Annotated in this window: 13 protein-coding genes, 2 pseudogenes and 1 riboswitch; of the genes and pseudogenes, 9 read left to right on the top strand and 6 right to left on the bottom strand. The window is 57.7% G+C overall.

Annotation, left to right across the window (positions count from 1 at the left end):
- Nucleotides 1–172 precede the first annotated feature (172 nt).
- The 3 genes from metF to metK all read right to left on the bottom strand — a co-directional run bounded on the left by metF (nucleotide 173) and on the right by metK (nucleotide 3,857).
- Nucleotides 173–1,036, bottom strand: a complete 864-nt coding sequence (metF, locus tag M3A44_02975; GenBank protein MEQ6340620.1) for a methylenetetrahydrofolate reductase [NAD(P)H] — start codon at nucleotides 1,034–1,036, stop codon at nucleotides 173–175.
- A 94-nt stretch (nucleotides 1,037–1,130) separates the two neighbouring features.
- Nucleotides 1,131–2,546 (bottom strand): adenosylhomocysteinase, encoded by a 1,416-nt coding sequence (gene ahcY / locus M3A44_02970; protein MEQ6340619.1) that lies wholly within the window; start codon nucleotides 2,544–2,546, stop codon nucleotides 1,131–1,133.
- 16 nt (nucleotides 2,547–2,562) lie between these two features.
- A riboswitch (S-adenosyl-L-homocysteine riboswitch) is annotated at nucleotides 2,563–2,643 on the bottom strand.
- Between the two features lie 50 nt (nucleotides 2,644–2,693).
- Entirely contained in the window at nucleotides 2,694–3,857 is a 1,164-nt protein-coding gene (gene metK / locus M3A44_02965) for a methionine adenosyltransferase (protein MEQ6340618.1), read from the bottom strand.
- 128 nt (nucleotides 3,858–3,985) lie between these two features.
- Between metK and M3A44_02960 the strand changes: the two genes are divergently transcribed.
- Both M3A44_02960 and M3A44_02955 read left to right on the top strand, forming a co-directional pair.
- Entirely contained in the window at nucleotides 3,986–4,543 is a 558-nt protein-coding gene (locus tag M3A44_02960; protein MEQ6340617.1) for a thioredoxin family protein, read from the top strand.
- Nucleotides 4,544–4,550: 7 nt separating this feature from the next.
- Nucleotides 4,551–5,081, top strand: a complete 531-nt coding sequence (locus M3A44_02955) for a gamma carbonic anhydrase family protein (GenBank protein ID MEQ6340616.1) — start codon at nucleotides 4,551–4,553, stop codon at nucleotides 5,079–5,081.
- A gap of 71 nt (nucleotides 5,082–5,152) precedes the next feature.
- Here the strand turns inward: M3A44_02955 and M3A44_02950 are convergent, their stop codons facing one another.
- The gene (locus M3A44_02950; GenBank protein MEQ6340615.1) at nucleotides 5,153–5,299 is read right to left on the bottom strand and encodes a hypothetical protein; all 147 of its coding nucleotides are present in this window, start codon (nucleotides 5,297–5,299) and stop codon (nucleotides 5,153–5,155) included.
- A gap of 267 nt (nucleotides 5,300–5,566) precedes the next feature.
- Here M3A44_02950 and M3A44_02945 point away from each other — a divergent pair, with 267 nt between their 5' ends.
- From M3A44_02945 to M3A44_02920, 6 genes and pseudogenes are all read left to right on the top strand, one after another.
- Nucleotides 5,567–6,448 carry a flippase-like domain-containing protein gene (locus M3A44_02945; protein ID MEQ6340614.1) on the top strand — a complete coding sequence of 294 codons (882 nt, stop codon included), beginning with the start codon at nucleotides 5,567–5,569 and terminating at the stop codon, nucleotides 6,446–6,448.
- Nucleotides 6,441–7,040: a phosphatase PAP2 family protein gene (locus tag M3A44_02940; GenBank protein MEQ6340613.1), complete on the top strand. Its 600-nt coding sequence runs from the start codon at nucleotides 6,441–6,443 to the stop codon at nucleotides 7,038–7,040. Before M3A44_02945 ends, M3A44_02940 begins: the two co-directional genes overlap by 8 nt.
- Nucleotides 7,027–8,058 carry a glycosyltransferase family 2 protein gene (locus tag M3A44_02935; GenBank protein MEQ6340612.1) on the top strand — a complete coding sequence of 344 codons (1,032 nt, stop codon included), beginning with the start codon at nucleotides 7,027–7,029 and terminating at the stop codon, nucleotides 8,056–8,058. Before M3A44_02940 ends, M3A44_02935 begins: the two co-directional genes overlap by 14 nt.
- Nucleotides 8,059–8,060: 2 nt before the next feature.
- The gene (locus M3A44_02930) at nucleotides 8,061–9,518 is read left to right on the top strand and encodes a glycosyltransferase family 39 protein (protein MEQ6340611.1); all 1,458 of its coding nucleotides are present in this window, start codon (nucleotides 8,061–8,063) and stop codon (nucleotides 9,516–9,518) included.
- 271 nt (nucleotides 9,519–9,789) lie between these two features.
- Nucleotides 9,790–9,926: pseudogene (locus M3A44_02925) on the top strand (hypothetical protein).
- Between the two features lie 31 nt (nucleotides 9,927–9,957).
- Nucleotides 9,958–10,404: pseudogene (locus M3A44_02920) on the top strand (sel1 repeat family protein).
- A gap of 39 nt (nucleotides 10,405–10,443) precedes the next feature.
- On the opposite strand, the gene M3A44_02915 reads toward M3A44_02920, so the two are convergent.
- The gene (locus M3A44_02915; protein MEQ6340610.1) at nucleotides 10,444–10,761 is read right to left on the bottom strand and encodes a pyrimidine/purine nucleoside phosphorylase; all 318 of its coding nucleotides are present in this window, start codon (nucleotides 10,759–10,761) and stop codon (nucleotides 10,444–10,446) included.
- A 50-nt stretch (nucleotides 10,762–10,811) separates the two neighbouring features.
- Nucleotides 10,812–12,026, bottom strand: coding sequence for an argininosuccinate synthase (locus M3A44_02910; protein ID MEQ6340609.1), 1,215 nt, complete (start codon nucleotides 12,024–12,026; stop codon nucleotides 10,812–10,814).
- A gap of 202 nt (nucleotides 12,027–12,228) precedes the next feature.
- On the opposite strand from M3A44_02910, the gene M3A44_02905 reads away from it, so the two are divergent.
- Complete coding sequence (locus M3A44_02905; GenBank protein MEQ6340608.1) at nucleotides 12,229–14,661, top strand: AAA family ATPase; 2,433 nt, start codon at nucleotides 12,229–12,231, stop codon at nucleotides 14,659–14,661.
- Nucleotides 14,662–14,717 lie beyond the last annotated feature (56 nt).

Below are 14,717 nucleotides of genomic sequence, written 5' to 3'. Positions count from 1 at the left end.
AGTGAAAATATAAATTATATTTTTTGATCTTTGAGAAGTTTTTGAATGCCTTGCAAATTTAAAGTGTAAGGTTTTTCGACAATTTGTAAACTTGCCCGTCAATCGCTGTATATCACATACTCAAAAACACTGGCCGTTCTCACTGAGCGCACCATTGGAAATAGCCTGACGACTATTTTTGAATATCCCCCAGCCCCAAATTCTCCCATATCACTAGTGTCGGCCCCGTCTGGTTCATGGTGTAGAAATGCAGTCCCGGCGCGCCGCCGTCGAGGAGTTTGCGGCACAGTTCGGTGGTGACATCGAGGCCGAAGGCGCGCAGTGACTCTATGTCATCGCCGAAGTCTTCCAGGCGTTTGCGCAGCCAGCGCGGGATTTCGGCGCCGCACATGTCGGAGAAACGGGCGAGCTGGGTGTAGTTGGTGATGGGCATGATGCCGGGGACGATGGGCAGGTCGAGCCCCAGTTGTTCGCAGGCGTCGACGAAGCGAAAGTAGGCGTCGGTGTTGTAGAAATACTGGGTGAGGGCGCTATCCGCTCCGGCGTCAACTTTGCGTTTGAAGTTATGCAGGTCAGCGTGGGCAGAGGGTGCCTGGGGGTGGAATTCGGGGTAGGCGGCGACTTCGATGTGGAAGTGATCGCCGGTTTCGGCGCGGATGAAGGCCACCAGCTCATTGGCGTAGCGGAATTCGCCGATATCGCGCATCCCGGAGGGCATGTCGCCACGTAGCGCGACGATGCGATGGATGCCTTGGGCGATGTAGGCATTAAGCAATGTGCGGATGCTATCGCGGCTGGAGGCGACACAGGACAGATGCGGTGCGGCGTCGATGCCCGTGTCGCGCTGGATCTCTGCGACGGTGTCAAAGGTATGGTCGCGTGTGCTACCACCCGCGCCGAAGGTGACGGAAAAATAGAGCGGCTTTAATTGCGCCAGCGTGTCCCGGACGGCACGCAGTTTGATCGTGCCCTCGGGGGTTTTGGGTGGGAAAAATTCAAAACTGAAAGTCCGTGGGTATTTTTGTTGGGGATTCATGATGGCCGATCAAAAAATCAAATGTAGGGCGGGTTAGGCGCTTTTCGCGCCGTAACCCGCCAGATGTCGCGTAGCGACTCCTCTCATACAAATATCAATACCGGTAATGTTCCGGCTTGTAAGGCCCCTCGGACGGCACGCTGATGTAGGCGGCCTGCTCGGGCGTGAGCTGAGTCAATTCCGCGCCGATCTTCTTCAGGTGCAGACGCGCGACGCGTTCATCCAGGTGTTTGGGCAATACGTACACCTGATTCTCGTATTTTTTCCCATGCACGAACAGTTCGATCTGGGCCAGCACCTGGTTGGTGAACGAGTTGGACATCACGAAACTTGGGTGGCCCGTGCCACAGCCCAGATTTACCAGGCGGCCTTCGGCAAGCATGATGATGCGGCGGCCGTTGGGGAGGATGATGTGATCCACCTGGGGCTTGATGTTGTCCCATTCATAACGGCGCATGGATGCGACGTCGATCTCGGAGTCGAAGTGGCCAATGTTGCACACGATGGTGTTGTTCTTCATGCGCACCATGTGGTCGTGGGTAATGACGCTGAGGTTGCCGGTGGCGGTCACGACGATATCCACTTTGTCGCAGACGTCGTCAGTGGTGACCACGCGGTAACCTTCCATTGCCGCCTGCAGGGCGCAGATTGGATCAATCTCGGTAACCCATACCGTGGCGCCCAAGCCGCGCAGCGACTGAGCACAGCCCTTGCCCACGTCGCCATAGCCGCATACCAGGGCGATCTTGCCGGCGATCATTACGTCGGTGGCGCGCTTGATGCCGTCCACCAATGATTCGCGGCAGCCGTACAGGTTGTCGAACTTGGACTTGGTGACGGAGTCGTTGACGTTAATGGCGGGGAAGGGCAGGCGTCCTTCTTTTTCCATCTGATAAAGGCGATGTACGCCAGTGGTGGTTTCCTCGGTGACACCCTTGATGCCGGCCAGTCGCTTGGAATACCAGCCGGGCTTGGTTTCGAGGCGCTGCTTGATGGCGGCGAATAGGGAGCGTTCTTCGTCATTCGTTGGATTGGCGATGACCGAGGCGTCTTTTTCGGCTTTTGCGCCGAGGATCATCAGCAGGGTGGCATCACCCCCATCATCCAGGATCATGTTAGGTCCGGTGTCGCCCGCCCATTCGAAAATGCGGTGGGTGTATTCCCAATATTCGTCCAGTGTCTCGCCCTTATAGGCAAAGACTGGAATGCCGTCCGCCGCGATGGCTGCAGCGGCGTGGTCCTGGGTAGAGAAGATGTTGCAGGAGGCCCAGCGCACTTCCGCGCCCAGCGCCGTCAGCGTTTCGATCAGCACGGCGGTCTGGATGGTCATATGCAGCGAGCCGGTGATACGTGCGCCCTTGAGAGGCTGCTGCGCGGCGTATTCTTCGCGGGTGGACACCAGACCGGGCATTTCGGTTTCGGCGATGGCGATTTCCTTGCGCCCCCAGCCAGCGAGCGAGAGATCCGCAACTTTGTAATCGGTGAAGCCTGGTTTAACTGCTGCGTTCATCGTTGTTACTCCATACTATGAACGAGCGCCGTTTGTAACGTGATTACTTTGCTTCGAGCCTGGCAGGATTGCTCCTGTCGCAACGCTCCTCGAAGAAAGCTACAAGCCGCCGTGTTTACGGCGGCACCTGGAAAATTATTGTCTCAATCAAACCCCCGCAGCAGCCTGCAAGGCCGCGGCCTTGTCGGTGCGTTCCCAGGTCAGCGCGGCCTCGGTGCGTCCGAAGTGACCATAGGCGGCGGTCTGTGTATAGATCGGGCGCAGCAGGTCGAGCATTTTGATGATGCCTTTGGGGCGCAGGTCGAAATGTTCGCGCACCAGCTTGGTGATCTTTTCATCGGAAATCTTGCCGGTGCCGAAGGTGTCTACCGTGATGGAGGTCGGCTCGGCGACGCCGATGGCGTAGGAGATCTGGATCTCGCAACGCTCGGCCAAGCCGGCGGCGACGATGTTTTTGGCGACATAGCGGCCTGCATAGGCGCCGGAGCGATCCACCTTGGTGGGGTCCTTGCCCGAGAAGCAGCCGCCGCCGTGACGGCCCATGCCGCCGTAGCTGTCCACGATGATCTTGCGCCCGGTCAGGCCGCAATCGCCGACCGGCCCGCCGATCACGAAGCGCCCGGTGGGGTTGATGAAGTAGCGGGTGTTCTTGTCCAACCATTCGGCGGGCAGTACCGGCTTGATAATCTCTTCCATTACGGCCTCTGTGAGGTCGCTGTGCTTGATGTCCGGCGAGTGCTGGGTTGAGAGTACCACGGCGTCGATGCCTACCGGCTTGTGGTTTTCATAGCGGAACGTCACCTGGCTCTTGGCATCCGGGCGCAGCCAGTGCAGCACGCCATTCTTGCGCATCTGCGCCTGGCGCAGTACGAGGCGATGCGCGTAGGTGATGGGGGCGGGCATTAACACATCTGTTTCATTGCTGGCGTAGCCAAACATCAGGCCCTGGTCACCCGCGCCCTGTTCGTGCTCATCCGTTTCATCCACGCCTTGAGCGATATCGACCGACTGTTTACCAATGGCGGTGAGTACCGCGCACGATTCCCAGTCGAAGCCCATTGCGGGGTTGTCGTACCCTATGTTCTTGATGGTCTGGCGCACCACATTTTCCATGTCCACCCAGGCGGACGTGGTGATTTCCCCCGCGATCATCACCATGCCGGTCTTCACCAGTGTCTCGCAGGCCACACGCGCAGTGCGATCCTGGGTGAGAATGGCGTCCAGAATGGCGTCCGAAACCTGATCCGCGACTTTGTCGGGATGACCTTCGGAGACTGATTCAGACGTGAACAAATAGTTATTGTTAGACATGCGTGGCCGTTCCTCTCAAGTAGAGCTAAAATATCCGGTATAGTGTAACTTGGCCTTGGCCGACTAACAATGTGCTTGTATGCGCAAAACGGCAGATTATCCCTGTAAACATGGAGGAATTTCTTCAAATGGTACGTCTCGAAACCCCAGTGTGTGATTTTGACCGGCCTGCGATTGATTTTGCGCTGCCGGGCATTGATGGCAAGATTTGGACGCTTTCAGAGTGCGCGGGCGAGAAGGGGCTGCTGGTGATGTTTATCTGCAACCACTGCCCTTACGTCAAGGCCGTGATGGAGCGTATTGTGCGCGATACCCGGGAGTTATTGGACTACGGTGTGAAGAGCGTCGCGATCATGTCCAACGACGCCACGGAATATCCCGAAGATTCGTTCGAGAATATGCAAAAGGTCGCGAGCGAATACGGTTTTTCGTTTCCCTATCTGGTGGATGAAACTCAGGAAATCGCCAAGGCCTATGGCGCGGTATGCACGCCGGATTTTTTTGGCTATAACGCTGATCTCAAGCTCCAGTACCGTGGCCGTCTCGACGCCAGCCGCAAGGAGACTGCGCCAGATGCCCCGCGTGACCTTTTTGAGGCGATGAAGCAGGTGGCGCTCACCGGCCAAGGCCCGCGCGAGCAGATTCCCAGCATGGGGTGTTCGATCAAGTGGAAAACGGAGGCGTAAGCGCTTAATGGCCATACGTCCCTACCAGAATGTCCACCCAGCCATTGCGGCGGGCGCGTTCGTGGATGATGCCGCGCTGGTTATCGGCGATGTCACCATCGGTGAAGATGCGTCACTGTGGCCAATGGTGGTGGCGCGCGGCGATGTGCACCGCATCGTCATCGGCGCGCGCAGCAATATCCAGGATGGCTCGGTGCTGCATGTCACCCAGCCCAACCGCTTTACGCCGGGCGGACACCCGACCATCATCGGCAGCGATGTCACTGTTGGTCACCGCGTTATCCTGCACGGTTGCACGGTCGAGGATTTCGCGCTGATCGGCATGGGTTCCACGGTGCTGGACGGCGCCATCATCCGTTCGCGTGTGCTGCTGGGCGCAGGCAGCCTGGTGCCGCCCGGCAAGGAGCTGGAGAGCGGCTATCTGTGGCTGGGCAGTCCGGTGAAAAAGGTGCGTCCGCTCACGGAGGACGAACTGGCCTATTTCGAATACTCGGCAGCGCACTATGTGGCGCTTAAAAACCGGCACCAGCAGGGCTAGGTTGGTTTCTTGGGTTACGGCTTCGCCTAACCCAACCTACATATCTTGAAAACCGGGTTGGCGTTCAGGACTCAGAATGTTTCCTGAGTGTCTTCCTGTTGCGAGCTTGAACTTGCCGCCGCTTTCCTTTTGTCGCGCAGGCCAAGGGCGACCAACGCCCCTACAACGCCGCCGAACGCGAATGATATCACTACAGTTTCAGCCAGTAATTCAAACATGATACGTTCCATCCTTTAAGAGATCCCGCTTTTGGTGTCTACGGCCAAGCGATATACCGGCGAGCGGTTGTCCGGTGCTCCTGAAGGGGCAAAGCAAGGCGGCGATCAGGGGGTGCTGGCTGTTCCTAAAGACTTCACAATAGTTGATGCAGAGACTATGCCAACGCTTGGGGCGCTACAGCCCCTATGTTCCGGTATACTGGGCCTGTGAAAGAAAATTCCTTGTCAATTCGCAGATTATGGTCTCAACCTCACGTGCAACGTTTGGTGGGTATCATTGTCTTTGGTGTTTTCCTGGTGTTCGTGGAAGTCTATTTCGGCTGGCGGCGTCTACTCGCGCCGTGGGGGACGTTGCCGCCCAGCCAAATACTTGCCGCCGTGGTTTTGGCATTCGTCAGTTATTGGACGCGGGCGGTGCGACTGTATGACTATTTTCGTGACGAGATGCGGGGTGCATTCGGGCTGTGTTTCAAGGTGATGTTGCAGCATAATCTGCTCAACAACCTGCTGCCGATGCGCACTGGCGAGATCAGCTTCCCGGTGTTGATGGCGCGCCATTTCGATGTGCCTGTGATGCGTTCGGTGCCCGCCCTGTTCTGGTTTCGCCTGCTGGATTTACACACCTTGGGGGCGTGCGCCCTGGTGGCGGCATTTGCGTGGAATATTCCGCTGATGATGGCCCTGCTATTGGCGTGGATGGTATTGCCCATCCTGCTGTTCTGGGGGAGCGGCCGCTGGCAGCGCCTTTTGCATGATCAGCCGGGCCGTATCAAGGAGCTCCTGAAGAAGGCGCTCGCGAGCCTGCCTCAGACCTCGCATGCCTTCTGGCGAGCCTGGGCGTGGACGGTGATCACCTGGGTGGTCAAGCTGGGCGTGTTTGCCTGGGTGTTGTCGCTGTTTATGGACGTATCAGGTGCCGGGGCGCTGATGGGGACGATTGCGGGAGACCTCACCAGTGTGCTGCCCATCCATGGCGTGGCGGGCATGGGCACCTACGAGGCGGGGGTAGTCGCGGGTTTGTTGCCGTATGGCGTCACAGCGCAAAACGCGCTGCCGGCGGCGGTCAATCTGCACCTGTTTTTGTTGGGATCGACACTGATTGGCGGCGCGTTCAGCCTATTAATGGGGAGCAAAAAGGCCCATGGATGAGGTGGTGTTGCTGTGGATCAACCAGGGCTGGGCGCATCCCTGGCTGGATGTTTTTTTTCGCTGGATATCGCAGCGCGCAAGCTTTGCCTTTCCGCTGGCCGGACTGCTGCTGCTGTTTTTCGCGCGGCGTTTTGGGAAGGATGGCGTCAAGCTCTGGCTGGTGCTGGTGCTGGTGGTGGGTATGGGCGATGCCTTGGGAAGTCTCATCAAGCATCTCGCCGAACAGCCGCGCCCGTGTTTCTCGATCCATGAGCTGGTGCGCCAACCGGGTCGTGCGCCTGGCGTTGCCTGCGGCGATAATTTGAGCGGGATGCCCTCCAATCACGCGCTGAATTTCTTCGCGGCGGCGGCCTTTTTGAGTTTCATGATGTGTTCACGGGCGTGGGTGGTTGGGGCGTTCATGGTCGCCCTTATGGTCGGGATTTCGCGCATCTATCTGGGTGTGCATTATCCCAGCCAGGTACTCGCCGGGGCCGCTATCGGCGCCACAATAGGCTGCCTCGGCGCGTGGATTGGGTTAAACTATCTGGTTTTCATTAAACGTATTCAATCCGCCACGCAGAAAGCAAGCGCCTCCAATGACATCCACTGAACAAGTTACTCTGCCACTCAGCCAGCCGCACCGCCTCTCGCTGGTGATACCCATGTACAACGAGGAGCTCAATGTCGCGCCGATGGCGGCGCGCGTGCATGAGGCGCTGCGGGGTTATTCGCACCCCTGGGAGCTGATCCTGGTGAACGACGGCAGCGCCGACAGCACGGATCAGCAGATGCGCAAGGCCCAGGAGCAGTATGGCAGCCATGTGCGGGTGGTGAATTTGCAGCGCAATTTCGGTCAGACCGCTGCCATGCAGGCGGGCATCGACGCGGCGCGCGGCGATGTGATCGCCATGATGGACGGCGACTTGCAAAACGACCCCATCGACATCCCGCGCATGGTGGATCGCCTGCTGGACGAGGATCTGGACCTGGTCGCAGGATGGCGCAAGAATCGCAAGGACGGCTTGTGGCTACGCAAGATCCCTTCCCGCATTGCCAATCGCCTGATCCGGCGCATCACGCAAGTCCACTTGCACGATTACGGTTGCAGCCTGAAGGTGTTCCGCGCCGATCTCCTCAAAACGGTACGTTTGTACGGTGAAATGCACCGCTTCATTCCAGCCTGGCTTGCGGCGAGCACTGCGCCATCTCGCATCAAGGAGGAGGTGGTGCATCACCATGCGCGGCAGTTCGGCGAGTCGAAGTATGGTATTTCCCGCACCTTCCGCGTCATCCTCGATCTGCTGTCGGTGTATTTTTTCATGCGCTACAAAAGCCGCCCCGGCCACTTCTTCGGCCAGTTTGGTTTCATCTTCGGCGCGCTGGGCGCTGTGATCTTGGGCTATCTGTTTATTGTCAAAATTTTCCTCGGGGAGGATATCGGCACGCGGCCCTTGCTCATGGCAGGTGTATTGTTCGTGGTCGTGGCGGTGCAGTTCTTCACCACCGGTGTATTGAGCGAGCTGATTGCGCGTACCTATTTTGAATCCAGCAACACGCGTTCTTATGTTGTGCGCAATGCACAGGCCGTGGCCAGCGCTTCCGATGCGGATTGGATGCGCCCCGTCTGATCATGTCGCCTGACCGGCAATATGACGGCAAGGATGCGTGGCTGCTTGCTGCGCTGGTCTTTGCGCTGATTGGTTTCAAGGCCTGGTTGACTCATGCCGCTGGTTTTGACCTCCACTATGACGAGGCCCAGTATTGGGAGTGGTCGCAGCAGCTCGACTGGAGTTACTACTCCAAGGGGCCGTTGGTCGCATGGCTGATCGCCTTGTCCGAGGCCCTGTTTGGTCACGGTGAATGGCAGACGCGCCTGTTCGGCTGGCTGGCCCACGGTGCGCTGCTGATTCTGGTCTTTGCCTTTGCCCGCGATGTCTGGGGGAGCCGTGCTGCGGCATGGTGGGCGGTGCTGCTCGCGCTGTTCACGCCGCTGTATTTTACCCTTGGCCTGGTGATGACCACCGATGTTTTCCTGTTCGCATGCTGGACCTGGGGGCTGTGGGCCGCCTACCGCGCCTTGTTCAGGGATCGGCCGCGCGCCTGGTATGGGCTGGGGGCGGCGGTGGGCATTGGCGCGCTCACCAAGCTCAGTATCGGCCTGCTGCCGTTTTTCATCGGCCTGATGGTGTTGCTCAGGCCGCGGCTCTGGCAGCATTTAAAAAGCCCGCATCTGTGGCTGGCATTGCTGTTGATGCTGGTGTTGATGAGCCCGGTGCTGCTGTGGAATGCCAGCCACGATTGGGTCATGTTCCGCCATGAGATGGGGCATGTGAAAAATGAGGGATGGTCGGTGAAGTACATTGCCGACTTCAGCGGTGGGCAGGTGCTGGCGTTGTCGCCTATCGTCGTGTTGCTTGCGCTCGGCGTGTTATGGCGTCCACCGGTGGCTGAGGATCAGCGTTTTCTCTGGTGGCTGTCGCTGTGCTGGATTGGTTTTTTTGTCTTCAAGGCACTGAGCGCGAAGGTGCAATTGAATTGGTCTGCTCCCAGCTATATTGGCCTGTTGATACTCTTCGCAGGGCATATTCCCACATTCTCGCTGGTCAAGCGCCGCGTGCTTTATTTCGGCATAGGGCTTGGTGTCGCGCTCACCGTTGTCGCCTACTTTCCATCCACCTTCGGTGTGCCGGAACCGTTTAAAAATGCAAAGTCGTGGCGGCAGCCTATTGAAAAAATCGGCATACAGGCTGGCGACGCCGATTTTATTCTGACCAGCTCTTACGATCTGGCCGCCGAACTGGCTTATTACTGGCCGCGACGCATCCCGGTGTATGTGGCCGGAAATGCCGGGCGGCGCTACAATCAACACGACCTGTGGCCCAGCATCGACCGCGAGGCGGGGCGTAATGGCGTCTTTATTAACACTAACCCATCACTGCCCGCCGAGCTTGCGCAGGCGTTTGAGCGTTGTTCTTCCCTCCCTCCCGTCGAGGCGCGCACGGCGGATGGGCGGGTGCTGCGCACGTTTTATACTAGCGTATGCAGCGGCTATCGCCCTATTGTCTGGCCGAAACCTTCGTCCTATTGAGAGGTTTTGGGATTATCCTGTAAAAGCAGTTAGCCACGGAGGCGCAGAGCTCACAGAGAAAGAACAAGCGGTTATCCATCGGGTCCGGGGAATGGCAATGATCAAATCCATGTTGGCAATGACACTGTTTCTGGTCATTTCACTGAATGCCGCAGCAGATTTTAATGCCGGTGTTGAAGCCTATGAGGCAAATGACTATACACAGGCGTTCAAGGAATTTTCTGCGGTTGCGTTAGAGGGGGATGCCAGGGCGCAAGGGTTGATTGCCGGTATGTATGCCAGTGGTCTGGGGGTCGTCAAGGACGGAGTGCAGGCGGCACGCTGGTATCATAAGGCTGCCGAGGGCGGTGATGCCTATTCCCAGTTTGTCCTGGGCGTCATGTACGCTACTGGCCGCGGAGTCTCCAAGGATGATCTCCAGGCCTTGCGATGGTATCAAAAGGCCGCCGAGCAAGGGCTTGCCGACGCGCAGTACAACCTTGGCGTTATTTATGCCAGGGGCAGGGCTGTGCCGCAGGATGAGGCCGAGGCCGTAAAGTGGTATCTCAAAGCCGCCGAACAGGGGATTGCCGAGGCGCAATACAACCTTGGCAGCAGATACGCCGAAGGCCGCGGCGTGCCCAAGGATGATGCAGAGGCTGTATTTTGGTACCAAAACGCCGCCGAACAAGGGCTGGCGGCGGCCCAAAATAATCTAGGCAGCATGTATGCAAGCGGCCGCGGCGTTCCCAAAGATGACGTGCAGGCTGTTCAGTGGTACCGCAAAGCGGCCGAGCAGGGTGTCGCTGCCGCCCAAATCAATCTTGGTAACATGTATGCCGATGGCCGTGGCGTTCCCAAGGATGACGCGCAGGCCTTGAGTTGGTATCGCAAGGCCGCCGAGTAGGGGCGCCTTTCATCCCCTCGCCATTTTCGTGCGGCCGTATTACGCCGCTTCGAAATGGCAGACATAATCCAGTAAATCATCCACTTCGATTTCGAAATGCGAATTGGCCGGGACATCAAAGCTCTGGCCGGCTTCGTAATCGGTCCACGCTTGGTCATCGGCGAGCTTGACGCGGCAGCGACCCTGGGTGACTTCCATCACCTCCGGCGCCTGGGTGCTGAAACGGTAGGTGCCGGGTAGCATGACGCCCAATGTTTTCATCTCGCCTTCGGGCGTGATGATCGAGCGGCTGGTGACTTTGCCGCCGTGGTAGACGTTGGCCTTCTTGGTAACTTCGACGTTTTTGAAGCTGGTCATATTCTATCCTTTTCTATGGCATAGGGTGCGCACGGCGCACCCTACACTGTTTAGCTCTTTCGCAGCCGCGCAGCAATACGCATGCGTAGTGCATTCAGTTTGATAAACCCGGCTGCATCGGCCTGATTATAGGCCCCCGCGTCGTCCTCGAATGTGGCGATAGTGGGATCGAACAGCGAGTCGCTATCGGACTTGCGGCCTACCACGCTGACGTTACCCTTATAAAGTTTGACCCGCACCACGCCGTTGACGCTGGCCTGCGAGGCGTCGATCATCTGTTGCAGCATCTTGCGCTCCGGGCTCCACCAGTAGCCGGTATAGATCAGGCTGGCGTAGCGCGGCATCAGCTCGTCCTTGAGATGGGCTACTTCGCGATCCAACGTGATGGACTCGATGGCGCGATGCGCCTTGAGCATGATGGTGCCGCCGGGTGTCTCGTAGCAGCCGCGCGACTTCATGCCGACGTAGCGGTTCTCGACGATATCGAGGCGGCCAATGCCATTTTCATTGCCCATACGATTCAGTGTGGCCAGCACGGTTGCTGGACTCATGTTCTCGCCGTTGATGGCGATGATATCGCCGCACGCGTAGGTTAATTCAACATAAGAAGGTTTGTCCGGCGCCTTTTCAGGGGCCACGGACCAACGCCACATATCCTCTTCGGCTTCTGCCCACGGATCTTCCAGAACACCGCCCTCATAAGATATATGCAGCAGGTTGGCATCCATGGAATACGGTGATTTCTTGCCGCGTTTCATTTCAACAGGAATACCGTGTTTTTCCGCATAGGTGAGCAGTTTTTCACGCGAGGTGAGATCCCATTCGCGCCACGGTGCGATAACACGCACATCGGGCTTGAGTGCGTAATAACCGAGCTCGAAACGCACCTGATCGTTGCCTTTGCCGGTTGCGCCGTGGGAGACGGCATCGGCGCCAGTCTCCTTGGCGATTTCAATCTGGCGCTTGGCGATCAGAGGCCGGGCGATGGAGGTGCCGAGCAGATATTCGCCTTCGTAGATGGCGTTGGCGCGGAACATGGGGAACACGAAATCGCGTGCGAACTCTTCGCGCAGGTCATCAATATAAATCTCTTTGACGCCCATTTGCTGCGCCTTGGCGCGTGCCGGCTCAAGTTCCTCGCCCTGGCCGATATCGGCGGTGAATGTCACCACCTCGCAGCCATAGGTATCCTGCAACCATTTGAGAATGACGGAGGTATCGAGTCCTCCGGAATAGGCGAGTACAACCTTTTTGACATCAGACATGTAACGATCCCCGATTTTTTCAGCGCATCACGGCAAATAACTGTAAACGTTAAATTATACCTGAAGTACGCTTCATGGCGGCCAAATATCTAACACGCAGTCTTATCCTGAAAGTCGCGCCAGATAGCGCATCAGCAACGGATGGGTGCAGGACAAAAAAGCGGATATAATCAAATCACAAAAACCAGGCGCCGAGAAAATCATGCAACTTCAACCCGAATTCGCCAACCTGAGCCACTGGGAACTTTCCTCTGCCGAGCTCCGTGCCCGCTTCGATGCCGCGCTGCTCCCCTTCGAAACCACCGCTGAACTTTCCGTCGAGGAGTTCATTATTGGCCAGGAGCGAGCGGTGCGGGCCGTGGACTTTGGCCTGCAGATAAAGGACCATGGCTATAACATCTATGCCTCCGGCATTCCCGGCACAGGCAAGAACACCATCCTCAAGTCCATGATCAAGCAGGTGTCCGAAACCCAGCCCACCCCGGACGATTGGTGCTACGTGCACAACTTCCAGGACGCCGATCGCCCGCGTGCCTTGAGTCTTGCCGCCGGGAAGGGGCGCGAGTTTCAGCGGGACATGGCGCATCTCATTGCCTCCCTGAAAGAAGAGTTCCCCAGGGTGTTCCAGAGCAAAGACTATGAGGAGCAGCGTCGTGAGCTGGAAGAAGGTTTTTCCAATGCCCGCGAGGACCTCAGCAGTGAGCTTGATCGGAAGGCCGCAGAGCGTGAATTCCTGATCAAGAGCACCCGGGCGGGCATCATCCTTGTTCCTCTCGACAAGGGCGAGCCCATGAAGACCGAGCAGTTCGCGGCGCTCCCGCCCGAGACCCAGGCGGAGATTCAGCACAAGGAAAGGGCGTTGCGCGAGGATATCGCAACCTTTCTGGAGCGAGTGCGTGCCTTGCGGGAGGAGGTGGACCAAAAGATAGATGATCTCAATATTCGTGTGGCACTCTATACGTCGCAACACCTCTTCGAGAATTTGAAGGGAAAGTACCGGCCATTTGCCAAGGTCATGGAATATGTCGAGGCCGTGCAGCAGGACGTGCTCGCAAACTTTCAGGACTTCCTGTCGGAACCGGAAACCCCTCTCCAACTGCCAGACATGGCTGCGGAGTCCGTTCGTCGGCCCATGATCCGTTATGCGGTGAATGTGGTCGTGGATAACAGCGGCAGGCAGGGCGCCCCCCTTGTCGAGGAAAGCAACCCGACCTACAACAATCTGGTGGGGCGTATCGAAAAAAAGGCCCATCTGGGGTTTCTGTACACGGACTTTACCATGATAAAGGCCGGCTCCATCCTGCAAGCCAATGGGGGCTATCTGCTCGTCAATGTGCTGGATGTGTTGCGAAGTCCCTTTGCTTGGGACGCTCTCAAACGCATCATCAAAATGCGCGAGGTGAAAATCGAGGACATCGCGGAAACCTACGGATTCATTGCTTCCGCCGGCATCAAGCCCGAGGTCATCCCCATCAGCCTGCGGGTGATACTGGTGGGTAGCCCATACCTTTATTACCTGCTCCAGGCCTATGATGAGGAATTCCCCGGCATCTTCAAGGTAAAGGCGGACTTTGATGTTCAACAAAATCGCAGGGACGACACTCCCTTGCAGTACAGCCGTTTCATTGCCCGGCTGTGCAAGGATGAAGGACTGCCCCACTTTGAACGCGATGCCTGCGCCGCCGTGCTGGAGCAGGCATCGCGTTGGGTAGATCACCAAAAGAAGCTCTCGCTACGCTTCAGCGACCTCTCCGATCTCATTCGCGAATCCGGCTACTGGACTCAGCGGGACGGCAAGGCGTTGGTCTCAAGAGCGCATGTCCAAAAAGCCACAGAGGAGTGGATCTACCGTTCCAACCTCCTGGAGGAGCGCATCCACGAGCTCATCACCGAAGGGACGCTGATGGTGGACGTCACCGGGGCCGTGGTGGGGCAAATCAACGGCCTGTCGGTGTACGATTTGGGAGGTTTCGCGTTTGGCCGGCCCGCGCGTATCACCGCGCGTGTCTTTCTGGGTGAGGAGGGTGTCGTCAATATCGAGCGTGAGGCCAAGCTGAGCGGCAAAACCCACAGCAAGGGTGTACTTATCCTGTCCGGCTTCCTGGGTGGACGTTACGCCCGTGATATCCCTCTCTCGCTCTCCGCCAGTCTTGGCTTCGAGCAGAGTTATGGCGAAGTTGAAGGCGATAGCGCCTCTGCGGCGGAACTGATCGTCCTGCTGTCCGCCCTCGCCGACGTCCCGATCCGCCAGGACATCGCCATCACTGGCTCCATTAACCAGCGCGGCGAGATCCAGGCCATTGGCGGGGCCAATGAAAAAATCGAAGGCTTTTACGCCGTGTGCAAGGCCTTGGGTATGACCGGAACGCAAGGCGTCATCATCCCCCGGCGCAATGTCCAGCATCTCATGCTCAAGGAGGAGGTGGTCAAGGCCGTAGCCGATGGACGATTTTATATCTACGCCGTTTCCACCGTGGACGAGGCATTGCAGATCCTCACCGGGTGCCCCGCAGGAGAGCTTCAGGTGGATGGCAGCTATCCCGAAGGCACCGTCAACGCGGCAGTGCTGGAGCGGCTTCAGAAGATGGGCGAGCGTCTACGCGCCTTGGCGAAAAAAGGGTCAGATTCGGCCTAAATCCGCCATCCTTATGGGCCATACATTCGATTTGTAACAACTTCCATGTACCATAA

The organism is Gammaproteobacteria bacterium (assembly GCA_040183005.1).
Classification (GTDB): Bacteria; Pseudomonadota; Gammaproteobacteria.
This window is presented reverse-complemented; position numbering and strand designations above follow the sequence as displayed.

What these genes read in the sequence shown, in the direction of transcription:
- metF (MEQ6340620.1), bottom strand. Translation starts at nt 1,036, where the DNA reads ATGAATCCCCAACAAAAATACCCACGGACTTTCAGTTTTGAATTTTTC.
- ahcY (MEQ6340619.1), bottom strand. Translation starts at nt 2,546, where the DNA reads ATGAACGCAGCAGTTAAACCAGGCTTCACCGATTACAAAGTTGCGGAT.
- metK (MEQ6340618.1), bottom strand. Translation starts at nt 3,857, where the DNA reads ATGTCTAACAATAACTATTTGTTCACGTCTGAATCAGTCTCCGAAGGT.
- M3A44_02960 (MEQ6340617.1), top strand. Translation starts at nt 3,986, where the DNA reads ATGGTACGTCTCGAAACCCCAGTGTGTGATTTTGACCGGCCTGCGATT.
- M3A44_02955 (MEQ6340616.1), top strand. Translation starts at nt 4,551, where the DNA reads ATGGCCATACGTCCCTACCAGAATGTCCACCCAGCCATTGCGGCGGGC.
- M3A44_02950 (MEQ6340615.1), bottom strand. Translation starts at nt 5,299, where the DNA reads ATGTTTGAATTACTGGCTGAAACTGTAGTGATATCATTCGCGTTCGGC.
- M3A44_02940 (MEQ6340613.1), top strand. Translation starts at nt 6,441, where the DNA reads ATGGATGAGGTGGTGTTGCTGTGGATCAACCAGGGCTGGGCGCATCCC.
- M3A44_02935 (MEQ6340612.1), top strand. Translation starts at nt 7,027, where the DNA reads ATGACATCCACTGAACAAGTTACTCTGCCACTCAGCCAGCCGCACCGC.
- M3A44_02930 (MEQ6340611.1), top strand. Translation starts at nt 8,061, where the DNA reads ATGTCGCCTGACCGGCAATATGACGGCAAGGATGCGTGGCTGCTTGCT.
- M3A44_02915 (MEQ6340610.1), bottom strand. Translation starts at nt 10,761, where the DNA reads ATGACCAGCTTCAAAAACGTCGAAGTTACCAAGAAGGCCAACGTCTAC.
- M3A44_02910 (MEQ6340609.1), bottom strand. Translation starts at nt 12,026, where the DNA reads ATGTCTGATGTCAAAAAGGTTGTACTCGCCTATTCCGGAGGACTCGAT.
- M3A44_02905 (MEQ6340608.1), top strand. Translation starts at nt 12,229, where the DNA reads ATGCAACTTCAACCCGAATTCGCCAACCTGAGCCACTGGGAACTTTCC.